An 18829-nucleotide genomic window follows, 5' to 3' on the forward strand; every position below is an offset into this window, starting at 1 on the left:
ATACACCTGAAGCTTCTTTACTTCAGGTGTATTTTACTGCATCCTATCTGAATTCGGCCATCAGTTCATCGAATGTGTCGTTTTCGATCGTCATTTCCTTCTTGACCAGTGGCTGGTCGAGGTAGCCGTCGATGTTCTCCTGATAGGATTTCGCTTCCTCGTCATGGTAGATGATGCCTTTCAGCATCCCTTCATGCGCCATGATGTTCTGCATCGCCGATTGTGCATCGGTATGGTCATAGTCGGCAATGTCCTCGACTGGTATGAGGTTCTCCTTGAACCAGTCGTACGTATTCACCTTATTGTACGTGACACACGGACTGAATACATTGATGAAGCTGAAGCCCTTATGGTCCATCGCCTGCTGGATGATGGCGGTCAGCTGCTTGATGTCCGAGCTGACGCTCTGGGCGATGAATGTCGCTCCGCTCGCCATGGCCGTCTTGATCGGCTGGATCGGCGTCTCCTTGGAACCGTCAGGCGTCGTCTTCGTGACGAAGCCCTTATCGGATGACGGGGAGGTCTGCCCTTTCGTCAGGCCGTACACCTGGTTGTCCATGACGATGTAGGTGATGTCGATGTTCCGCTTCAGTGCATGTACGGTATGCCCCATGCCGATTGCGAAGCCGTCGCCGTCGCCACCGGAGGCGATGACGGTCAGGTCATCATTCGCCATCTTGACCCCCTGTGCTACGGGCAGACTGCGTCCGTGCGTGGCGTGGAAGCCGTATGATTTGATGTAGCCGCTCAGACGGCCGCTGCAGCCGATGCCGGTGATGACTGCGAGCTCATCCGGCTCAAGTCCATTTGCCGCACATGCTTTCTGTATGGCTGCCTGGACACTGAAGTCTCCACAGCCGGGACACCAGTTCGGTTTGATATTATTTCTGAAATCCTTGAATGTCGCCATTACATAACTTCCTTTATTTTAAGAATTGAATTGATATGCGTTTCAATTTCATTGGGTTTGAAAGGCGTGCCATCGTATTTGACATGGGAACGGATTCTGTCGTGTCCATGATAGTTCATCTTGAGTACACTCTGCAGCTGTGCGCTGTAGTTCTGCTCGATCACGAGTATTTCCTTTGCACCGTCCAGATATGGTCTCAGTGCATCTATCGGGAATGGGTGGATCTGCTTGAGGTTGATGGTCGTAATGTCCGCATCGATGCGTTCAGCCGCCTCATTGGCGACACCATTGACGCTCAGGAAACTCAGGATGAGCAGTTCGCTCTCCACACCGCCCCTGGCTTTAAACGGTTCGTCCATCGTAAAGTCCTTCAGCTTCCTCATGCGCTTATCCATCTGCAGCTGACGGTTCTCGGGCCCTTCATTCGGGGTGCCGACCGTGCTGTGCTCCACGCCTGTGACATGGTGGATGCCGCCCTTGGTGCCCGGGATCGGTCGTGGTGATATGCCGTCCTCTTCGTCGCTGTAGCGCTCGAAGTAGTCATCCTCCTGCCCCTCGATGTCTTCGGTGATCGTCTTGCCGCGGTCGATCTCCACGCGGGACATGTCGAATGGTGCAGAGGACTGCTTGCCGAGGGACATCTGCAGGTCAGACAGCAGAATGACCGGCACCTGGTAGTATTCCGCGAGGTTGAACGCCTCTATCGTCGTATAGAATGCATCCTCCACATCCGACGGGGCAAGGACGATTTTCGGGATGTCACCGTGTGTACCGTAGATCATCTGCATCAGGTCGGACTGCTCCTGCTTGGTCGGCAGTCCGGTCGATGGGCCACCCCGCATCGTATCGACGATGACGAGCGGTGTTTCCGTCATTCCTGAGAGCCCGATCGATTCCATCATGAGTGACAGGCCCGGTCCGGCTGAAGAAGTGAAGCTTCTGGCACCGGCGTAGTTCGAACCGATCGCCATCGTCACCGCAGCGATCTCGTCCTCCGTCTGGATGACCGTACCGCCAACCTTCGGCAGATGCGAGATCATGTATTCCATGATTTCACTCGCCGGTGTGATCGGGTATGCCGCCATGAACCGTACGCCTGCGTTCAGTGCACCGAAGCTGATGGCGTCATTGCCGATCAGGAAGAGGCGCGGGTCGCTGTCGGAAGGAAGCATTTCGAAATCTCCCCTGAGCGTGTCCATTTCATCATCCATCAGCTGATAGCCCTGGATCAGCGCCTCGTGGTTGGAATCGACGATCTCCTGCCCCTTTCTGATGAACATGGTATAGATCATATCCTTGAATGGCTGAAGTTCCAGATTCATCAGTCTGGCACTTGCACCGATCGCCACCATATTCTTCATGAGCTGGCTGCCGAGTTCCTTCGCCGTAGCGGTGAATGGGATGGATATCAGCTGTACATCCAGATCCTCATCCTTCTCGGGATTGAATTTGCTGTCGGCAAGAATGATGCCGCCCTCAACAAGCTCATGACTGTTGAGATCTATCGTCTGCTGGTCGAATGCGACGAGAATATTGATGTTGTCGCTGACCGCCCTGACTTCTTTAGTTGAAATCCTTACATTATTATTGGTATGGCCACCCTTGATGCGGCTCGAGAAATGCCGATAGCTGTATAGGTGATAACCCATGCGGTTCAGCGTCGTCGAAAAGATCTCTCCAGTCGATTCAATGCCTTCACCCTGTTGGCCGCCGACTTTCCATGACAATTGTTCATTCATACACATTGCCTCCTTATCCTTATCTAATATACCAAAATTCGGGGCAATTTTCGATGTTCATACTACGTATTCAGCGAAAATCAGCCTATTGGATGACCGCTATTCCCTGATGCGGATCGTATCTATCTTATTGGTCTTCGTGTCGATGATCACTCCGGAAAGTATGCCCGGCCCCTCCTCCGGTACATTGTGCCTTACGGGCAGCTGATGGAGGAACCGTTCGATGACCTCCTCCTTGCGGATGCCGAGTATGCCATCCCTGAAGCCGGTCATGCCCACGTCGGTTATATACTTCGTCCCTTCCGGCAGGACCTGCTCATCATTCGTCTGGACATGTGTATGGGTGCCGACGACGGCGTCGACCCGTCCGTCGAGGTAATGTCCCATCGCCAGGCTCTCGCTTGTCGTCTCACTGTGGAAATCGACGAATATCTCATCGGCTTCCACTTCTTCAAGAATGCCGTCCGCCTTTCTGAACGGACAATCGATGGCATCCATGAAGCTGCGGCCCTGCAGATTCATGATCAGCAGTTTCACCCCATTGACATTCACGACACCATGGCCACGGCCCGGAGCACCTTCCGGGAAGTTTGCAGGGCGGATCATGCGTATGTCCTCATCAAGGAATTCATACACATCACGCTTTGCGAATGCATGATTGCCGAGCGTGATGAAATCCGCCCCCGCAGTCAGCAGCTCCTTGTAGATCTTCTCGGTGATGCCCTTGCCATGGGCGGCATTCTCTCCATTGACGATCGCCACCTGTGCCCCGTGCTGGCGCTTCAATTCAAGCAGATGCTCCTTCAGCATCCGCCTGCCGATCTTTCCAACGATATCTCCGATAAATAAAATGCGCATTCATTCTCATCCTTTGATTTTCAATTTGATGTTTATTATACATGTTTTGGGGAATCTATAATTTATAAAATATCTAGGAGTGAATAATGTGACATTATCCATTGATCCCAAAGAATTTGCGAAGCTGACGCTTCTGGCCAATCCTTCAACGAGCGAATCCGCAGAAGGCAAGGCGAAGGACAGCCTCGAACTCTACCTGAGCGCGTACAAGCTCGCCGAGAAATACGAGCGGTTCTCCAACAGCGCCCAGGAGACGAGCGAAGCCTTCAAGAACATACGTGACATCGACCTCAACCTCTAGCATATAAAATGAGAAAAACCAGCAGGGTCACCTGCTGGTTTTTCTATTTGGCATATTCCACTGCCCGCATTTCTCGGACGACTGTCACTTTGATATGTCCAGGGTACTGAAGTTCCTCTTCGATCTGCTTCTTGATGTCCCGTGCCAGACGGTGCGCCTTCAGGTCATCCAGTTCATCCGGCTTGACCATCACGCGTATTTCCCGGCCTGCCTGGATGGCGAATGTCTTCTCGACGCCATCATATCCTTCGGCGATCGATTCAAGGCGCTCGAGACGTTTCACATAGTTTTCAAGCGTCTCCCTGCGTGCGCCCGGCCGTGCTGCACTCAGCGCGTCGGCTGCTGCAACGAGTATCGAAATGATACTTGTCGGTTCAACATCACCGTGATGGGAATGGATGGCGTTGACCACCGTTTCATGTTCCTTATAGCGCTTTGCGAGTTCAACCCCGATTTCGACATGGCTGCCGTCGACTTCATGGTCGATTGCTTTTCCGATGTCGTGCAGGAGGCCTGCACGCCTTGCCAGCTGGACATCCTCACCGAGCTCACTTGCAAGCATGCCTGCAAGGTAGCCCACTTCGACGGAGTGTTTCAGCACATTCTGTCCATAGCTGAGTCGATATTTCATTTTACCAAGATGTTTGATGAGTTCAGGATGCAAGTTGTGGATATCAAGTTCAAACGCGGCTGCTTCCCCTGCATCACGGATATTCGTTTCCATGTTGCGCTTCGCCTTGTCGACCATCTCTTCTATGCGTCCCGGATGGATCCTTCCATCCTGTACGAGCGCTTCAAGCGCATTTTTGGCGATGGATCGCCGGATCGGGTCGAAACCGGAAAGGATGACCGCTTCAGGTGTATCATCGATGATCAGGTCTATTCCGGTCAGGGTTTCAAGGGTGCGGATGTTCCGCCCTTCCCTGCCGATGATGCGCCCTTTCATCTCATCGTTCGGCAATGTGACGACTGATACTGTGGATTCACTTGTATATTCCGCTGCATAGCGTTGTGCAGTAACAGCAAGCAGTTCTTTCGCTTTCTTGTCCACTTCCAACTTCATCTGATTCTCTTTCTCTTTGACCATTACAGCCATATCGTGTGACAGTTCCCGCTCTACTTCAGCGAAAATTTCCTCCCGCGCCTCTTCGCGCGTAAGTCCGGAGATGCGATTGAGTTCTTCTTCTTGCCGACTGATAATTTCTTTAATCTTCTGATCCTCGGCATCAACCATTTGCTGTTTTTCTTCAATTTTGGCTTCCTTCTGATCCAGCGCTTCATCTTTCTTATCAAGGACTTCGCTCTTTCTATCAAGAACTTGTTCCCTGTTCAGCAATCTGGATTCCTGTGCCTTGAGTTCATCTCTTTTCTCATTGGATTCACGTTGGAATGTATCCTTGAGATTTTGATTTTCCTCTTTTGCCTCGAGCAGCTTTTCCTTCTTGAGGCTCTCCCCCTGCTTCTTCGCTTCATTGATGATGTGCTCTGCAGAAGTACGCGCCTCTTGCTGCCGTTTAGTCAAAGTGTTTCTGACGATAAAATATCCGATAACAACACCTAGAATAATGCCAAGCAAGATTAAGAAAATGTCTATCATGTCCACAATAAACACCTCCCTAACAGGCTCTAGCTATTGTTTTATATAATATCATTCGAATTCAATATTATATACACCCAATTCTAAAGATAATCACATAAATATGCAAGCACCAGAATCCAATAAAGGCATTCTGGTGCTTGAAAGGTATTCATGCTATTCTGTTAGATTTCATCCTCGTCGAACAGCTGATCCGACGCTGATTCATCTTTGACATCTTCTTCCTTCTGCTCTCCGCCGAAGCCGAGTGCAGTACGCAGTTTGCCCTCAATTTCTTCAAGCAGTGCCGGGTTGTTGGCAAGATGCTCTTTTACATTCTCCTTGCCCTGTCCCAGACGTTCGCCTTCATAAGAGTACCAGGCACCGCTCTTCTCGACGATGTCGTACTCTACACCAAGGTCGACCATCTCTCCGGTCTTGGAGATGCCCTTACCGTACATGATATCCACTTCCGCGACACGGAATGGTGGTGCCACCTTGTTCTTGACGACCTTGATTTTCGTACGGTTGCCGACGATCTCCTGGCCGAGCTTCAGCTGTTCGGCACGTCTGACTTCAAGACGCACGGAGCTGTAGAACTTGAGTGCACGCCCGCCGGAAGTCGTTTCCGGGTTGCCGAACATGACGCCGACCTTCTCACGAATCTGGTTGATGAACATGGCTGTCGTATTGCTTTTTGAAATCGCACCGGATAGCTTCCTCAGTGCCTGAGACATGAGTCTGGCCTGGAGGCCGACGTGCGCGTCGCCCATCTCCCCTTCGATTTCCGCCTTCGGCGTCAGGGCCGCCACCGAGTCGACCACTACAATATCCACTGCGCCGCTTCTCACGAATGCCTCGGTGATTTCCAGTGCCTGTTCACCCGTATCCGGCTGGGAAAGGTACAGGTTCTCTATATCCACGCCAAGGTTCTTCGCATAGTCGGGATCCAGGGCATGCTCTGCATCGATGAAGGCTGCAATGCCGCCGTTCCTCTGTGCTTCCGCAATCGCATGCAGTGCCACGGTCGTCTTACCTGAAGATTCCGGGCCATAGATTTCTATTATGCGGCCTTTCGGGTATCCGCCTACACCAAGCGCCTTATCCAGGGTGATGGACCCCGAGGAAACTGTCGATACCTTCCGTCCGGCATCGTCGCCAAGCTTCATGACTGCGCCTTTTCCGAATGACTTCTCCATGTTCTTTATCACTGTATCTATCGCTTTTTGTCTTTCGTCCATAATTACCCTCCATTAATTCGCTTCGTAATATATTATAGCATAATCGATACCAAAAAGCGAATATACGTTCGCTTTTAAACGCTGTTTTCAGACTGCTGTTCGCAGCTTTACGAATACTGTGTGCGCATGCATCCAATTACGGCCTAATCAACTGGATCGGCTGCAGAAATCATTTGCTGCCATCCGCCTTGAAGACGGCACGGCCCTTATAGAAGTACTCTATGCCGGACAGGATTGTAAAGAATACGGCAATGTACATCGTGATGATTCCTGGTGAAAAAGACAGATACTGTGTAAACATATCGCCGAACAGGAGAAGCACGAGTGCAATCATCTGGAAGACCGTCTTGATCTTGCCAAGCTGGCCTGCAGCACTTACATATCCCTGTTCTATCTGCAGCAGACGCAGACCGGTCACGGCGAACTCGCGGGCGATGATGACCACTGCAATCCATGATGATATCACCTGAAGCTCGACGAGGACGATCAGTCCGGAAGTCACAAGGAGCTTGTCGGCGAGCGGATCGAGGAATTTCCCCATATTCGTGATCAGATTCCATTTCCTTGCCAGGTATCCATCGAGGAAGTCGGTCAATGCCGCCACCACAAAGATGGCTGCACCGATCAACTGGCTCACGGTCATCGGTTCACTGCCGAGGAAGGAAACCGTCCCCCAGCCGAAATCGACGAGTATGAATACAAGGAAGACCGGAATCAGGATCACTCTGAAAACAGTCAGCTGATTTGGTATATTCATGTCCCTACTCCTTTATCAAATTGAATTCGTAATAGACTGTGACCGAATCGCCCTGCCTCGGATTCTCCAGTGGTTCGCCATCGATCGACACTTCAAAGTCGGTTGCATTCCCCAGTGTCAGATAGAGGACCTCTGCATCCGGTGAAATTTCATACTCGCCTTCAGTCAGGCTTTCATAGGCATAGGTGTTGTCTGCATCATCGGTCAGCGACACCCAGGAAGGTGTGTCACCGGACAATGATATCGTAAGCGGCGGCTCCACACGGAGGTCATAGTAGAACGTACTGCCATCCGCACCGCTGAATGCATAGTCCGTCACCGGTTCTTCCGTTGGTTCCTCTGTGGGCTCCTCCGTCGGTTCCTCCACCGTTTCAGCAGGCGCTTCCTCTTCTTCACTGCCCTCACTTGAAGCGACTGCATCCTCGTCCACTTCATATATCGGCTTCTCCTCGAACATATCTGTTTCGGAACCGATCTGGAGCAGTATCATCCATCCTGCAAAAAGCACGCCCACCATGATCAGGAAACCGACGAGCACCTTTTTGAAGTACTGGTAGTCACCATCTTCCGACTGCTGCCTTTTCCTTTCATTCGGACTCTCTTCGGGTATCTCATCTGAGAACCGCTCCGACAGTCCATCATAGTCCAGGCCGACCGCCTCCGTATACTGCCGCAGGAGGAACGGCGCATGGCGGGGCTCGGGGAGGGCTTTCAGATCACCGGCTTCGATTGTCCTGATGATGTCTTTTCTGAGGCCCGACTTCTCCTGCATTTCCTTAAGCGTAATTCCTGATTGTTCTCTTTTGTTTTTCAAATAAGCACCGAGTTTCATGGGACCTCCTACATTCCACCAAAGAAGTTCATATCTTCATCTTCGAACCAGTGCTGCTTCCTATGTTTTTCATAGGTGATCTCCTGGTTCTCGTCTTCCCGCAGTTCAATGATGTAATCAAAATCCGACAGGCTGTAGTCCATGCCTTCAATGAAAAGGTCAGGGTGTTCGATGACCTTGATTGCAGGGAAGCTCATGATTTCACGGATCAGCTGCCTGTGCGACTCATCCGTCGACTTGCTCGTCACCGCCCCATCGATGATGAAGACGTTGTTCTGGTCATATTCGCCCTTGAGCAGACTGGTACGCTCCGTCTGCTTGATCAGTGTGGAGGAAAGGAAGAGCCATTTCTTCTTGGCCGTGACGCTGCCGGCGACGATCGACTCCGTCTTCCCTACACGGGGCATACCCCTGATTCCTATGAGCAGATGCCCTTCTTCCTGGAAGATTTCCGCCAGGAAATCGACCAGGATACCGATTTCCTCACGTGTGAAGCGGAAGAGCTTCTTGTCTTCCTCATCCCTTTTGATGAACCGCCCGTGCCTGACCGCGAGACGGTCCCGCACCTGGGGTTTCCGGACCTTCAGTATATTGATGTCATCGATATACTTGCTCATATATTCGAAGCGCTTCAGCTTGTTCAGTTCATCGGTCCTGAGAAGCAGCCCCCGCCTTCTATTCTCTACCCCGTTAATCGTATCGATACTGATGCCGAGGTTGCCGAGCAGTGAGGAGATATCCCCCAGCAGCCCGGGGCGGTTGTTCAATATTTCATATTCCATATACTGTTCGATGTTCCGTTCCGGATACATCGGCTTTTTATTCTCTGTCGTACTCATGTATACCATCCCCCATTGACATTCATTATTTCACCTGTAACGGACTGCGCTTCGGCGGCGAGCAGGTATTTGACCGCATGGAGAACCTCCTCCGGCCGGATGAACCTTGACTGGGGCAGGTCTTCGAGCAGGTAGGCCTGCTCTTCTCGTGGAAGTTCTTCTGTCATCTCCCCTTCCACGACACCCGGTGCGATGCCATTGACTGTGACACCTGTACTTGCGAATTCCTTCGCAAGGGATTTGATGAGTGATTCCTGTGCCCCTTTCATGGAGGCATAGACACTTTCATAACTTGCTCCATTGCGTCCCCATACGGAAGTGATGACGATGATGCGGCCCGTCGTGCTCCGCTTGAGCTTCGGCAGAAGGGTGTTGATGAAAGTGATCAGTGAACGTATGGAAATATTATACTGTGCGTCGACCTGCTCCATGGGTGTTTCCTGCAGCAGTCCGAAGAGCGTCTTCCCGGGACACCATATCAGCGCATCGACACTGTCGATTCCGCTGAAGATGTCTGCCACCCCACCTTCATCGAGGGGTCTCGAGAGGTCGAGGAAATGATGGTCGCCCCCATGGACCGGCGCCCGTGACCTGGAAAATGAAATGATCTCGGCACTGTCCTTCAAACCGCCATGGATGGCACTGCCGATATCTCCAGTGCTTCCTGCGATGACATACCTATTCATGTGGTTTCAATATACACTCTACCATGTATCTGCTGTCCATCACATCGATAAAGTGCTTCTCCACCTCATTAATTGTGATTTCGTCGATGATCTCAGGAAGACGGTAGAGGTCATAGCCATCCAGATAATATTTTGTATATTGGTTGGCGATGTACTCGGGGGAATTCAGGCTGGAGAGGTAGTCCCCTATGATCTCCCTTTTCTGGACCGTCAGCTTCTCCTCTGTAAAGAAGCCGCTGTCCTTGACCGCATCACCTATACGTCTGATTTCTCCGGCGAAGGCTTCCGTCTCCTCCGTGTTGGCGGCAAAGAGCACATGTGAAAATGCAGCCTCTTCAATATGGCTGAAGCTGAAGGAATCATCGATCAGTCCTTTTTCCATGAGCTCATAATAGTATTCGGACTGCTCGCCGAAAACCATGTCGAGCGCAAACATCATGGACAGGTCGCGCCTGAGCCGTTCTGATGCATCCGTGCTGTCCTGGTGGTGCTTGAAGCCGAGCATCACCCGTGTCTCCTCAACATCCATCTCGAGCACACTGCGCTGCTTCACGATGTCCTTCGGCTCCTCGGGGAGGATCCGTTCTATCTCCGGACGCCCGTCGACATTGCGCTCCCCCTGATGCCCATCAATATATTCGATCAGCGGATCGACATCGAAGTCTCCGACAAGGATCAGCACCATATTGGAAGGATGGTAGAATGTGCGGTGGCACAAGAACAGGTGGTCGCTTGTAATCTGGCTTATCGACTCTTCCGTGCCTGCGATGTCGGTCTTTACAGGCAGGTTGTGGTACATCTGGTTGAGCGTCTCGAAATAGAGCTTGTACCCAGGATTGTCCTGGTACATCTTTATTTCCTCATTGATGATGCCGACTTCCCTGGCAACGGTCTCCTCCGTGAAATAGGGCTGTTCCACCATATTCATCAGCAGGGCCAGGTTCTTCTCGAAGGATTCCGTCGTACTGAACAGATACGATGTACGGTCATATGAAGTGAACGCATTCGCACTGGCGCCATGCTTTGAAAACAGGTTGAATACATCCCCCTCCTCCTTCTCGAACATCTTATGCTCCAGAAAGTGCGCGATGCCGTCAGGCACGTTGAAAGCTTCCCCATCCACCCTGAAATGGTCGTCCATCGAACCATACTTCGTCGTATAGGTGACGAACTTCTTGCTGTAGCCGGGCTTTTGGATGATGAAGACATCAAGGCCATTATCACATTGGTGCCGGTATACGCTCTCGTCTATCTCAGGATAATCAATTCTATTCATCTTCACCACTCCTTGTAAGGACATATACGGTGTCCAATGCTGTTTTGCGGCTGATCTCCATGATCATCTCCCTGTCCACCGCTTCGAGGCGCTCCTCCCAGGAGAGTGGATGCGCCTCCTGGAGCATACGGTTGTACTCCAGCGTCAGGAGGCCTTTCGGCTTATCCATGACTTCCTGCCTGTTCACTTTCATCATGCGCTTCACTTCTTCGACGAATGTCGTGTCGAATTCCCCTTTTCGCAGTACTTCCAGCTCTGCGAGTATGGCCTGCTCTGCAGTTTCCACATTGCCGGGATCTACACCGCCCATGACGAACATATAGCCGTTCCGCACATCGACCTGGGAATGGATCTGATATGCCAGGCTCAGCTTCTCCCTGATGTTCATGAACAGGAGGGATGAGGCGGAGCCGCCGTACATCTGGTTCATGACATTGAAGGCCATCTGTTCCTGCAGATCACTCACATCGGCCCTGAAGCCCATGTTCAGCTTGGCCTGTTCTATCTGCTGTGTATCGCTGCTTCTTGTGACATCTTCGGATGCCCTGAAAGGATAGGCTTTGTGCGGAGTTTCCACCTTGGCGCTGCGCGCCGTGATCTTTTTAAGGTCCTCCGTGATGGATTCATCCACAGCACCGACGACGAGGATGGCCACATCGTCATCCTTCATCATCCGTGCATGCTCCTCCTTTATCTCGTCGAGGGTGGTGCCTTCGACATCTTCCAACACCCCGTGCGGGAGATATTTATAGTCCTCGTCCCGGAACATGACATCGAGCATCGCCTGGAAGCTCGCCTGCGCCCTGTTGTCCTTCATGCTTTTGAGGCGGTTCCTGTAGAGGCGCTTCTCCTTGTTGAAGAAGTCCTGGTAGGAATCATCATAATGCGCGGGCGTTTCGAGGACATCGTGTAGCAGCCGGCACATTTCACCGATGACATCGAGCTCCTCCCTGATGAAGCGGTCGTTCACGAATTCCATGCTGAAGCTCACGATATGGTCCTGCCCCTTGCGGCCGACATTCGATGTCAGATGGGCACCATAGTAGTGGGCCAGATGCTTGAGGAGGTCCGCCTCCTTCTGGAAGGCGGCCGTCCTTTTGATCATCATCTTGGACAGGATGTTCCGCTTCGTCACACGTTCCCGTTCCATCCTGCTTCTGAATTGGAGCTGTACCGTCACCGTCTTGAATTTATCTGTCTCTATGATTGCTGTCGGAATATGATTGACTTCACTGCTTTTCACTTTATACATATAGGACTCCTTATTCTTCATTCTCTACAAGCACGCTTCTCGGCTTGCTTCCGCTGCTCGGCCCGATGACACCATTCGCCTCGAGGTCATCGACCAGCCGTGCAGCACGGTTGTAACCGATCCGGAACTGGCGCTGCAGCAAGGAAGCGCTGGCACGCTGCTCCTCTATGACGAACCATTTTGCATCCGGATAGAGTTCATCTTCTGATTCCTTCTGCTCCTTCTGGACCGGTTTGTTCATGATCGACTTTTCATAGTTCGCCTTCATCTGGCTTGTAATGTGGTGCACGACATCGCTGACTTCATTATCCGAGAGGAACGCCCCCTGGACACGGATCGGCTTGGATTTGCCCGATGGCAGGAACAGCATGTCCCCGCGGCCCAGCAGCTTTTCCGCCCCCTGCCCATCGAGGATGGTTCTGGAGTCTGTCTGGGAGCTGACGCTGAACGCGATCCTGGATGGAATGTTCGCCTTGATGATGCCGGTGATGACATCGACGGATGGCCTTTGTGTGGCGATGATCAGGTGTATGCCTGCAGCACGTGCCATCTGTGCAATACGTGTAATCGATGCTTCGACATCCTTCGAGGCGACCATCATCAGGTCGGCGAGCTCATCGATGATCACGACGATGTATGGCAGTTTCTGCACCTTCTCCGGCTCTTCGCTTTCACGCTCCAGGTACTGGTTGTAGGCCTCTATATTACGTGTATTCGAATGGGAGAACAGATCATATCTGCGCTCCATCTCGCTGACGATGCGGTTCAGTGCATCACTTGCCTTCTGTGGATTGGTGACGACCGGACTCAGGAGGTGCGGAATGCCGTTGTAGACATTCAGCTCCACCATCTTCGGATCGATCATCATCAGCTTGACTTCATGCGGCTTGGCCTTCATCAGCAGGCTGATGATGATGCCGTTGATGCAGACCGACTTCCCGCTGCCTGTGGAACCTGCTACAAGCAGGTGGGGCATCTTGTTGAGCTCTGCAGTGATCGGGCTGCCTGAGATGTCCTTTCCAAGCGCCACTTCAAGCGGATTGTCCGAAGTTTTGCGCTTGAGCACTTCACGCAGGGTGACCATGCTGATCACCGAATTAGGCACTTCGATGCCAACCGCTGATTTGCCCGGTATCGGCGCCTCTATACGGATGTCCTTCGCAGCCAGACTGAGCGCAATGTCATTTTGGAGATTGATGATTTTGCTCACTTTCACGCCGATGTCCGGCTGGATTTCAAACTGGGTGACGGCAGGGCCGATGCGGATCTTGGACACTTTCGCATTGACGCCGAAATTTTTGAGTGTCTCTTCCAATATCTTGCCCTGCTTCAGCACTTCCTTATTGCTGACCGACTCCGTCACTTCTGCATCCTTCAGCATCGTGATCGGCGGCAGTTCATACTGCTTCAGCTGGTTGATTTCCTCATCATCGAATGTATCCAGGTCCGCCTCTTCATCTGAAGTGCCGACCGGCACATCCGTTTCATTGCCGAATTCATCCGTTTCATATTCTATCTCTGCCGCTTCGCCGCTTCCTGTTTCAATCTTCGCTGTGCTGTCCATGTCACTTTCTTCTTTCGCAATGGGTGCTGCATCCTTCTCATTTTCGGCACGGTCATATTCATGCATCGTCTCGATGATGGATTCGTCCGCTTCGAAGTCTGCAAGCTGTTTCGGTTTTGGCTGTTCTTCTTTACGGCTCTCAGCTTCAGCCGGTGCCTTCTTGGCAGGCTTTGCCGAAGCCGCCGGTCTGCCGCGGTCGGACACTTTCGCCGATATCATCGAGAACAGCTTCGCCAGCTGGCTGCCGGCTTCCTTCAACCCCTTGATCAGCGCATTGCCGAGCTGCTTCATCAGCTCAGAAGCTTTGATGAGGTCATGTGAGATCGACTGCTCGATGTCCTTCGATGTAATCAGCAGATAGCTGAAATAAAGGAAGATCAGTCCGAGCAGCAGCGTCCCCACCATGGAAATGCCGGTGGAGGAGAAGGAAAACAGTGCCTGGCCGATGATGCCGCCCCCGAAGAATACCATGATTCCACTTGCCTCTATCGCCTCGACCGTTTCACTGAATGTATAGAAGTCCTCTATGCGTGCGCGGTTCAATAGATAAAGCAGCGTGTGGAAGAGGAACAGCATGCCGAACTGCAGCAGTATATAGCCGCCCATCCTGCGTGTGAACGGTATTTTCTGTTCACCTGCCAGGTAGATGCTCATCAGGAACAGCATGAGATATGTAAAGTATCTGCTCGTACCGAAGAGGTAGGCAAAAAATGCATCAATATATGTCCCGATGACTCCGAGCTGGAAAATGGTGATGAACAGGATGACGATGAGGACGAAGGCGGATATGGAATAATAGGACCGGTTATCCTTCTTTTTCTTCTTTGTCTTCCTCTGCTTCTTGGCCATCGTATGCTTCCCTCCTATTTACAATGAGACTGCCAGAACTGGCAGTCTCATTGCTGTTTTATATTTCGGATATGATCGGGATAATCATCGGGCGCCGCTTCGTATTATCGTACAGATATTTGCCGAGGTCGTCACGGATGCTCTGCTTGAGTGTGCTCCACTCAAGTTTCTTCTCATCCATGGACTCAAGCACGATGTTGTACACGCGCTGCTCCGCCTCTTTCAGAAGGTCTTCGCTTTCCTTCACATAGACGAAGCCCCTCGATTGGATTTCAGGCCCTGCCATGATCCTGCGTTTTTTCGGATCGATCGTCACCACTGCGATGAAGATACCGTCTTCACTGAGCAGCCTGCGGTCCCTGAGGACGATGTTTCCTACATCCCCGACACCGCTGCCGTCTATCAGAACGTTGCCGGCAGTCACCTTATCCGCGCTGATCATCTTGTTCCCATCATAGGAGACGATGTCCCCCTTCTCGAGGAGGAAGATGTTTTCAGGCGCCACACCCGTTTCAGCAGCAAGCTTCGCATGCGCGATCTGCATCTTGAACTCGCCCTGTACAGGAATGAAGTGCTTCGGCTTCATGACGTTGAGCATCGTCTTGAGCTCTTCACTCATGCCGTGGCCGGATGCGTGGATGTTCTGCTCCGGTGTAGCGACATGGGCACCCGCTTTGACGAGTTCATTCATCGTACTGTAGAGGATGACTTCCATGCTTGAGGATGGTGTCGTCAGGATATAGACGTTGTCGCCCTCCTTGATGTTGGTCACTTCATGCTGTCCACGTGACATTCTGCCGAGTGCTTCGATCGGTTCCCCCTGGGATCCTGTGGCGATGATCACCACTTCGTTATCCGGGTAGTCGCCGATTTCGTGGCTCGGCACGAGCAGGCCTTCAGGAATATCGAAATACCCCATATTGCGGGCGACCTTGAAAGAACTCTCCAGCGTGCGCCCGAGGAATGATACTTTCCTGCGCGTTTTTGCAGCATTCGTCAGCACCTGTTGGATACGGACGAAGTTCGATGCATAGCACGATACGATGATCCTGCCGCGTGTTCTGGCAAATCCGTCCAGGATATGCTCTTCAATGATGTTTTCAGGCGTATTATAGCCCCTTCTCTCCGCTTCAGTGGAATCACTGATGAGCGCCAGGACATCCTTCTTGGCAACATCATACATCTTGGCCATGTTGTAGCCATATTCGCCCGTCAGGCTCTGGTCGAACTTGAACTCTCCCGTGTAGACGATGGAGCCGTATTTCGTTTCAAGGCTCACGCCATACGAGTCGGGGATGCTGTGGCTCGTTTCGAAGAACACCATTTCCGCATTTTTGAACTTCATGCGCGACTGGCTGTTGATCGTATAGAACTTCACCTTCTTGTTGACGCCCTTCGCCTTGAGGCGGTCCTTGACAAGGGCAAGTGTCAGTTTCGAACCGTAGATCGGTACATTCAGTGATTCGATGATATAGGGAATCGCACCGATGGAGTCTTCATGGCCATGGGAGAGGAAGATGCCTTTCAGCTTCTGCTTGTTCTCCTGGACATAGGTTATATCCGGAATGACGATGTCGACACCGAGCATCTCATCCTCGGGGAACATCAATCCCGCATCAAGGATGAACATCTCATCATCGACTTCGACGACATACATGTTCTTTGCAATCTCGCCTACGCCGCCCAGCGGTATGATCTTTACTTTCGCTTCTTTTTTTGCTTCGTTCAAAATATTTCCTCCTAGAGCCTACTTGAAAGTGGCATGGTAGAACTTCCCATCAATCGTGATATGGGATACTTTCACATTTTTTGTATCGTATCTTGTCTCGTCGGTGTTCTTGAGGACAAGGTGGTCGATGTTTGACTGCTTAGTGTGCAGATCCTTAAGGTTGTTGCCGAACATGATGTCTTCAAAAATGATTTTTGCTACGTTATCTTCCTTGATCCTCAGCTGACCGTCAATGTCATACGTCGTACCATTAAGTTCAACTTTGTTAAAAATCAATTTTATTACTCTCCTTTTTCATCCTCCAGCAATACTTTGCGTGAGGCATTTACTCTGCCCTGGTTGTCGATGTTCGTCACCTTGACCAGGAACTTGTCTCCGATCTTCACGACATCCTCCACTTTTCCTACCCTGGACGTATCCAGCTGTGAAATGTGGACGAGGGCATCCTTGCCAGGGAACAGCTGGACGAATGCACCGAACTTTTCGATGCGTCTTACTTCCGCCATGTAGATTTCCCCGACTTCTGCGACACGTGTCAAGTCCTTGATGATCTCCTTGGCCCGCTCTATCATGGAAGCGTCGCTATGGCCGATGAATACTGTGCCGTCCTGTTCGATATCGAGCTTGACGCCCGTTTCATCAATGATCTCATTGATCTTCTTGCCGCCGGGTCCGATGACGTCACGGATCTTATCCGGTTTGATGTGCATGATTTCAACCTTCGGCGCATACTTGCTGAGTTCTGCACGGGGTTCGCTGATCGTCGCAAGCATGTTGTCGAGGATTTCCTGACGGCCGCCCCTTGCCTGTGCGAGGGCTTCCCTCAGGATATCTTCGCTCAGCCCCTCGATTTTGATGTCCATCTGTATGGCAGTGATGCCGTTTTCTGTACCGGCAACCTTGAAGTCCATGTCTCCGAGTGCATCCTCCATACCCTGGATATCCGAGAGGATCGTGTACTGGTCCCCCTTCATGACGAGGCCCATCGCGATTCCGGCGACCGGCGCCTTGATTGGCACACCGGCGTCCATCAGTGCCAGCGTGGAGCCGCAGATGGATGCCTGGGAGCTAGATCCATTGGATTCCAGCACTTCCGAAACGAGACGGATCGTATACGGGAATTCATTTTCGTTCGGGATGACCTGGTACAGTGCCCGCTCACCAAGTGCACCATGACCGATTTCACGGCGCCCCGGACCTCTGATCGGTCCGGTTTCACCCACCGAGAAGTTCGGGAAATTGTAGTGGTGCATGAACCTTTTGTTCTCATCTACACCGAGTCCATCGATGATCTGATGTTCACCCAGTGCACCCAGTGTACAGATGGAGAGTGCCTGCGTCTGCCCCCTTGTGAACAGGCCTGAGCCATGCGCCCTCGGCAGGATGCCTGCCTGGGAGTTCAATGGTCTGATTTCGGCAGGTTCACGCCCATCGGGACGCACCTTCTCCTCCGTGATGAGGCGGCGGACTTCCTCTTTAAGCAGCTTTTCCACGATCGCGGAAGCCTCGGCATGGATTTCTTCATAGTTCTCATCCGTTTCGTCCAGCGTCTCAAGGATGCGCTTCTTCGCTTCACTGATCGCATCTTCACGTGATTTCTTGTCCGGATCCTGGATTGCATCGTAGAGGCCCAATGACTGTGCCTTCTCCTCCATCTCCCGTTTCAGGTCTGCATCCGTCTCCGGCTGCTCGAATACACGTTTCTCAACGTGCAGTTCATCAAGGATCTCCTGCTGGAACTCCACCATCTTCCTGATGCTCTCATGCCCGAACATGATTGCTTTGAGCATCGTCTCCTCAGACACTTCCTTCGCACCGGCTTCAACCATGTTGACGGCATCCTTCGTGCCTGCCACCTGGAGCTCGATCTCGGAGTGTTCAAGTTCATCTGTAGACGGATTAATGATGAATTCCCCATCGATGAGTCCGACGGTCACACCTGCAATCGGCCCGTCGAAAGGAATATCACTCACGCCGAGTGCCAGGGATGAACCGAGCATCGCCGCCATCTGCGGAGATGCATTCGGGTCGACCGACAGCACGATGGACATGACCTGTACATCATTCCTGTAGCCATCGGGGAACAGCGGGCGGATCGGACGGTCGATCAGACGGCTTGTGAGGGTCGCTTCCTCACTCGGCCTGCCTTCCCGCTTGTTGAAGCCGCCGGGGATCTTCCCAGCTGCATAGAGCTTCTCTTCATAGGCTACTGTCAATGGGAAGAATGGCAGATCCCTCGGCTCTTTTGATGCTGTGGCTGTACTCAGTACTACAGTCTCCCCGTAGCGGACGAGTACGGCACCGTTCGCCTGTTTCGCCATTTCTCCATATTCGACAGTAAGCTTATGCCTACCCCATTCTGTTTCGTACACTTTTTTTGCTGATTCTATCATAATTTGTCTACTCTCCTTAGTAAGGCT

General features: G+C 51.9%; 16 protein-coding genes. 1 reads left to right on the forward strand and 15 read right to left on the reverse strand.

Annotation, left to right across the window (positions count from 1 at the left end; all coding sequences use genetic code 11):
* Positions 1-43 precede the first annotated feature (43 nt).
* From EDC33_RS03275 to EDC33_RS03285, 3 genes are all read right to left on the reverse strand, one after another.
* Positions 44-910 carry a 2-oxoacid:ferredoxin oxidoreductase subunit beta gene (locus EDC33_RS03275; RefSeq protein ID WP_040105605.1) on the reverse strand — a complete coding sequence of 289 codons (867 nt, stop codon included), beginning with the start codon at positions 908-910 and terminating at the stop codon, positions 44-46.
* Positions 910-2649: a 2-oxoacid:acceptor oxidoreductase subunit alpha gene (locus EDC33_RS03280; protein ID WP_124010163.1), complete on the reverse strand. Its 1740-nt coding sequence runs from the start codon at positions 2647-2649 to the stop codon at positions 910-912. The genes EDC33_RS03275 and EDC33_RS03280 overlap by 1 nt, the downstream gene beginning before the upstream one ends.
* A gap of 99 nt (positions 2650-2748) precedes the next feature.
* Complete coding sequence (locus tag EDC33_RS03285; RefSeq protein WP_094905777.1) at positions 2749-3507, reverse strand: TIGR00282 family metallophosphoesterase; 759 nt, start codon at positions 3505-3507, stop codon at positions 2749-2751.
* 88 nt (positions 3508-3595) lie between these two features.
* Between EDC33_RS03285 and EDC33_RS03290 the strand changes: the two genes are divergently transcribed.
* A complete protein-coding gene (locus EDC33_RS03290; RefSeq protein ID WP_040105608.1) occupies positions 3596-3808 on the forward strand; it encodes a hypothetical protein in 213 nt (70 codons plus the stop codon).
* Positions 3809-3851: 43 nt separating this feature from the next.
* Here the strand turns inward: EDC33_RS03290 and rny are convergent, their stop codons facing one another.
* From rny to pnp, 12 genes are all read right to left on the reverse strand, one after another.
* Entirely contained in the window at positions 3852-5405 is a 1554-nt protein-coding gene (gene rny, locus EDC33_RS03295; protein WP_207187086.1) for a ribonuclease Y, read from the reverse strand.
* Between the two features lie 164 nt (positions 5406-5569).
* Positions 5570-6625, reverse strand: a complete 1056-nt coding sequence (recA, locus tag EDC33_RS03300) for a recombinase RecA (RefSeq protein WP_040105610.1) — start codon at positions 6623-6625, stop codon at positions 5570-5572.
* A gap of 169 nt (positions 6626-6794) precedes the next feature.
* Complete coding sequence (pgsA, locus tag EDC33_RS03305) at positions 6795-7382, reverse strand: CDP-diacylglycerol--glycerol-3-phosphate 3-phosphatidyltransferase (protein ID WP_124010164.1); 588 nt, start codon at positions 7380-7382, stop codon at positions 6795-6797.
* A 4-nt stretch (positions 7383-7386) separates the two neighbouring features.
* The gene (locus tag EDC33_RS03310; RefSeq protein ID WP_124010165.1) at positions 7387-8214 is read right to left on the reverse strand and encodes a helix-turn-helix domain-containing protein; all 828 of its coding nucleotides are present in this window, start codon (positions 8212-8214) and stop codon (positions 7387-7389) included.
* Positions 8215-8222: 8 nt separating this feature from the next.
* Complete coding sequence (locus tag EDC33_RS03315) at positions 8223-9026, reverse strand: DUF3388 domain-containing protein (RefSeq protein WP_040105743.1); 804 nt, start codon at positions 9024-9026, stop codon at positions 8223-8225.
* A 23-nt stretch (positions 9027-9049) separates the two neighbouring features.
* Entirely contained in the window at positions 9050-9739 is a 690-nt protein-coding gene (locus tag EDC33_RS03320) for an SDR family NAD(P)-dependent oxidoreductase (RefSeq protein WP_124010166.1), read from the reverse strand.
* Complete coding sequence (gene yfmH, locus EDC33_RS03325) at positions 9732-11015, reverse strand: EF-P 5-aminopentanol modification-associated protein YfmH (RefSeq protein ID WP_124010167.1); 1284 nt, start codon at positions 11013-11015, stop codon at positions 9732-9734. The genes EDC33_RS03320 and yfmH overlap by 8 nt, the downstream gene beginning before the upstream one ends.
* On the reverse strand, positions 11008-12267 hold the full coding sequence (yfmF, locus tag EDC33_RS03330; RefSeq protein WP_124010168.1) for an EF-P 5-aminopentanol modification-associated protein YfmF: 1260 nt from the start codon (positions 12265-12267) through the stop codon (positions 11008-11010). Before yfmF ends, yfmH begins: the two co-directional genes overlap by 8 nt.
* Positions 12268-12277: 10 nt before the next feature.
* Positions 12278-14680, reverse strand: a complete 2403-nt coding sequence (locus EDC33_RS03335) for an FtsK/SpoIIIE family DNA translocase (protein WP_124010169.1) — start codon at positions 14678-14680, stop codon at positions 12278-12280.
* Positions 14681-14738: 58 nt separating this feature from the next.
* The gene (locus tag EDC33_RS03340; RefSeq protein ID WP_094905783.1) at positions 14739-16409 is read right to left on the reverse strand and encodes a ribonuclease J; all 1671 of its coding nucleotides are present in this window, start codon (positions 16407-16409) and stop codon (positions 14739-14741) included.
* Between the two features lie 18 nt (positions 16410-16427).
* Positions 16428-16685: a hypothetical protein gene (locus EDC33_RS03345; RefSeq protein ID WP_040105618.1), complete on the reverse strand. Its 258-nt coding sequence runs from the start codon at positions 16683-16685 to the stop codon at positions 16428-16430.
* Between the two features lie 5 nt (positions 16686-16690).
* Positions 16691-18799 carry a polyribonucleotide nucleotidyltransferase gene (gene pnp, locus EDC33_RS03350; RefSeq protein ID WP_124010640.1) on the reverse strand — a complete coding sequence of 703 codons (2109 nt, stop codon included), beginning with the start codon at positions 18797-18799 and terminating at the stop codon, positions 16691-16693.
* Positions 18800-18829: the final 30 nt, after the last annotated feature.

It is taken from the genome of Salinicoccus roseus, from assembly GCF_003814515.1.
Classification (GTDB): Bacteria; Bacillota; Bacilli; order Staphylococcales; family Salinicoccaceae; genus Salinicoccus; species Salinicoccus roseus.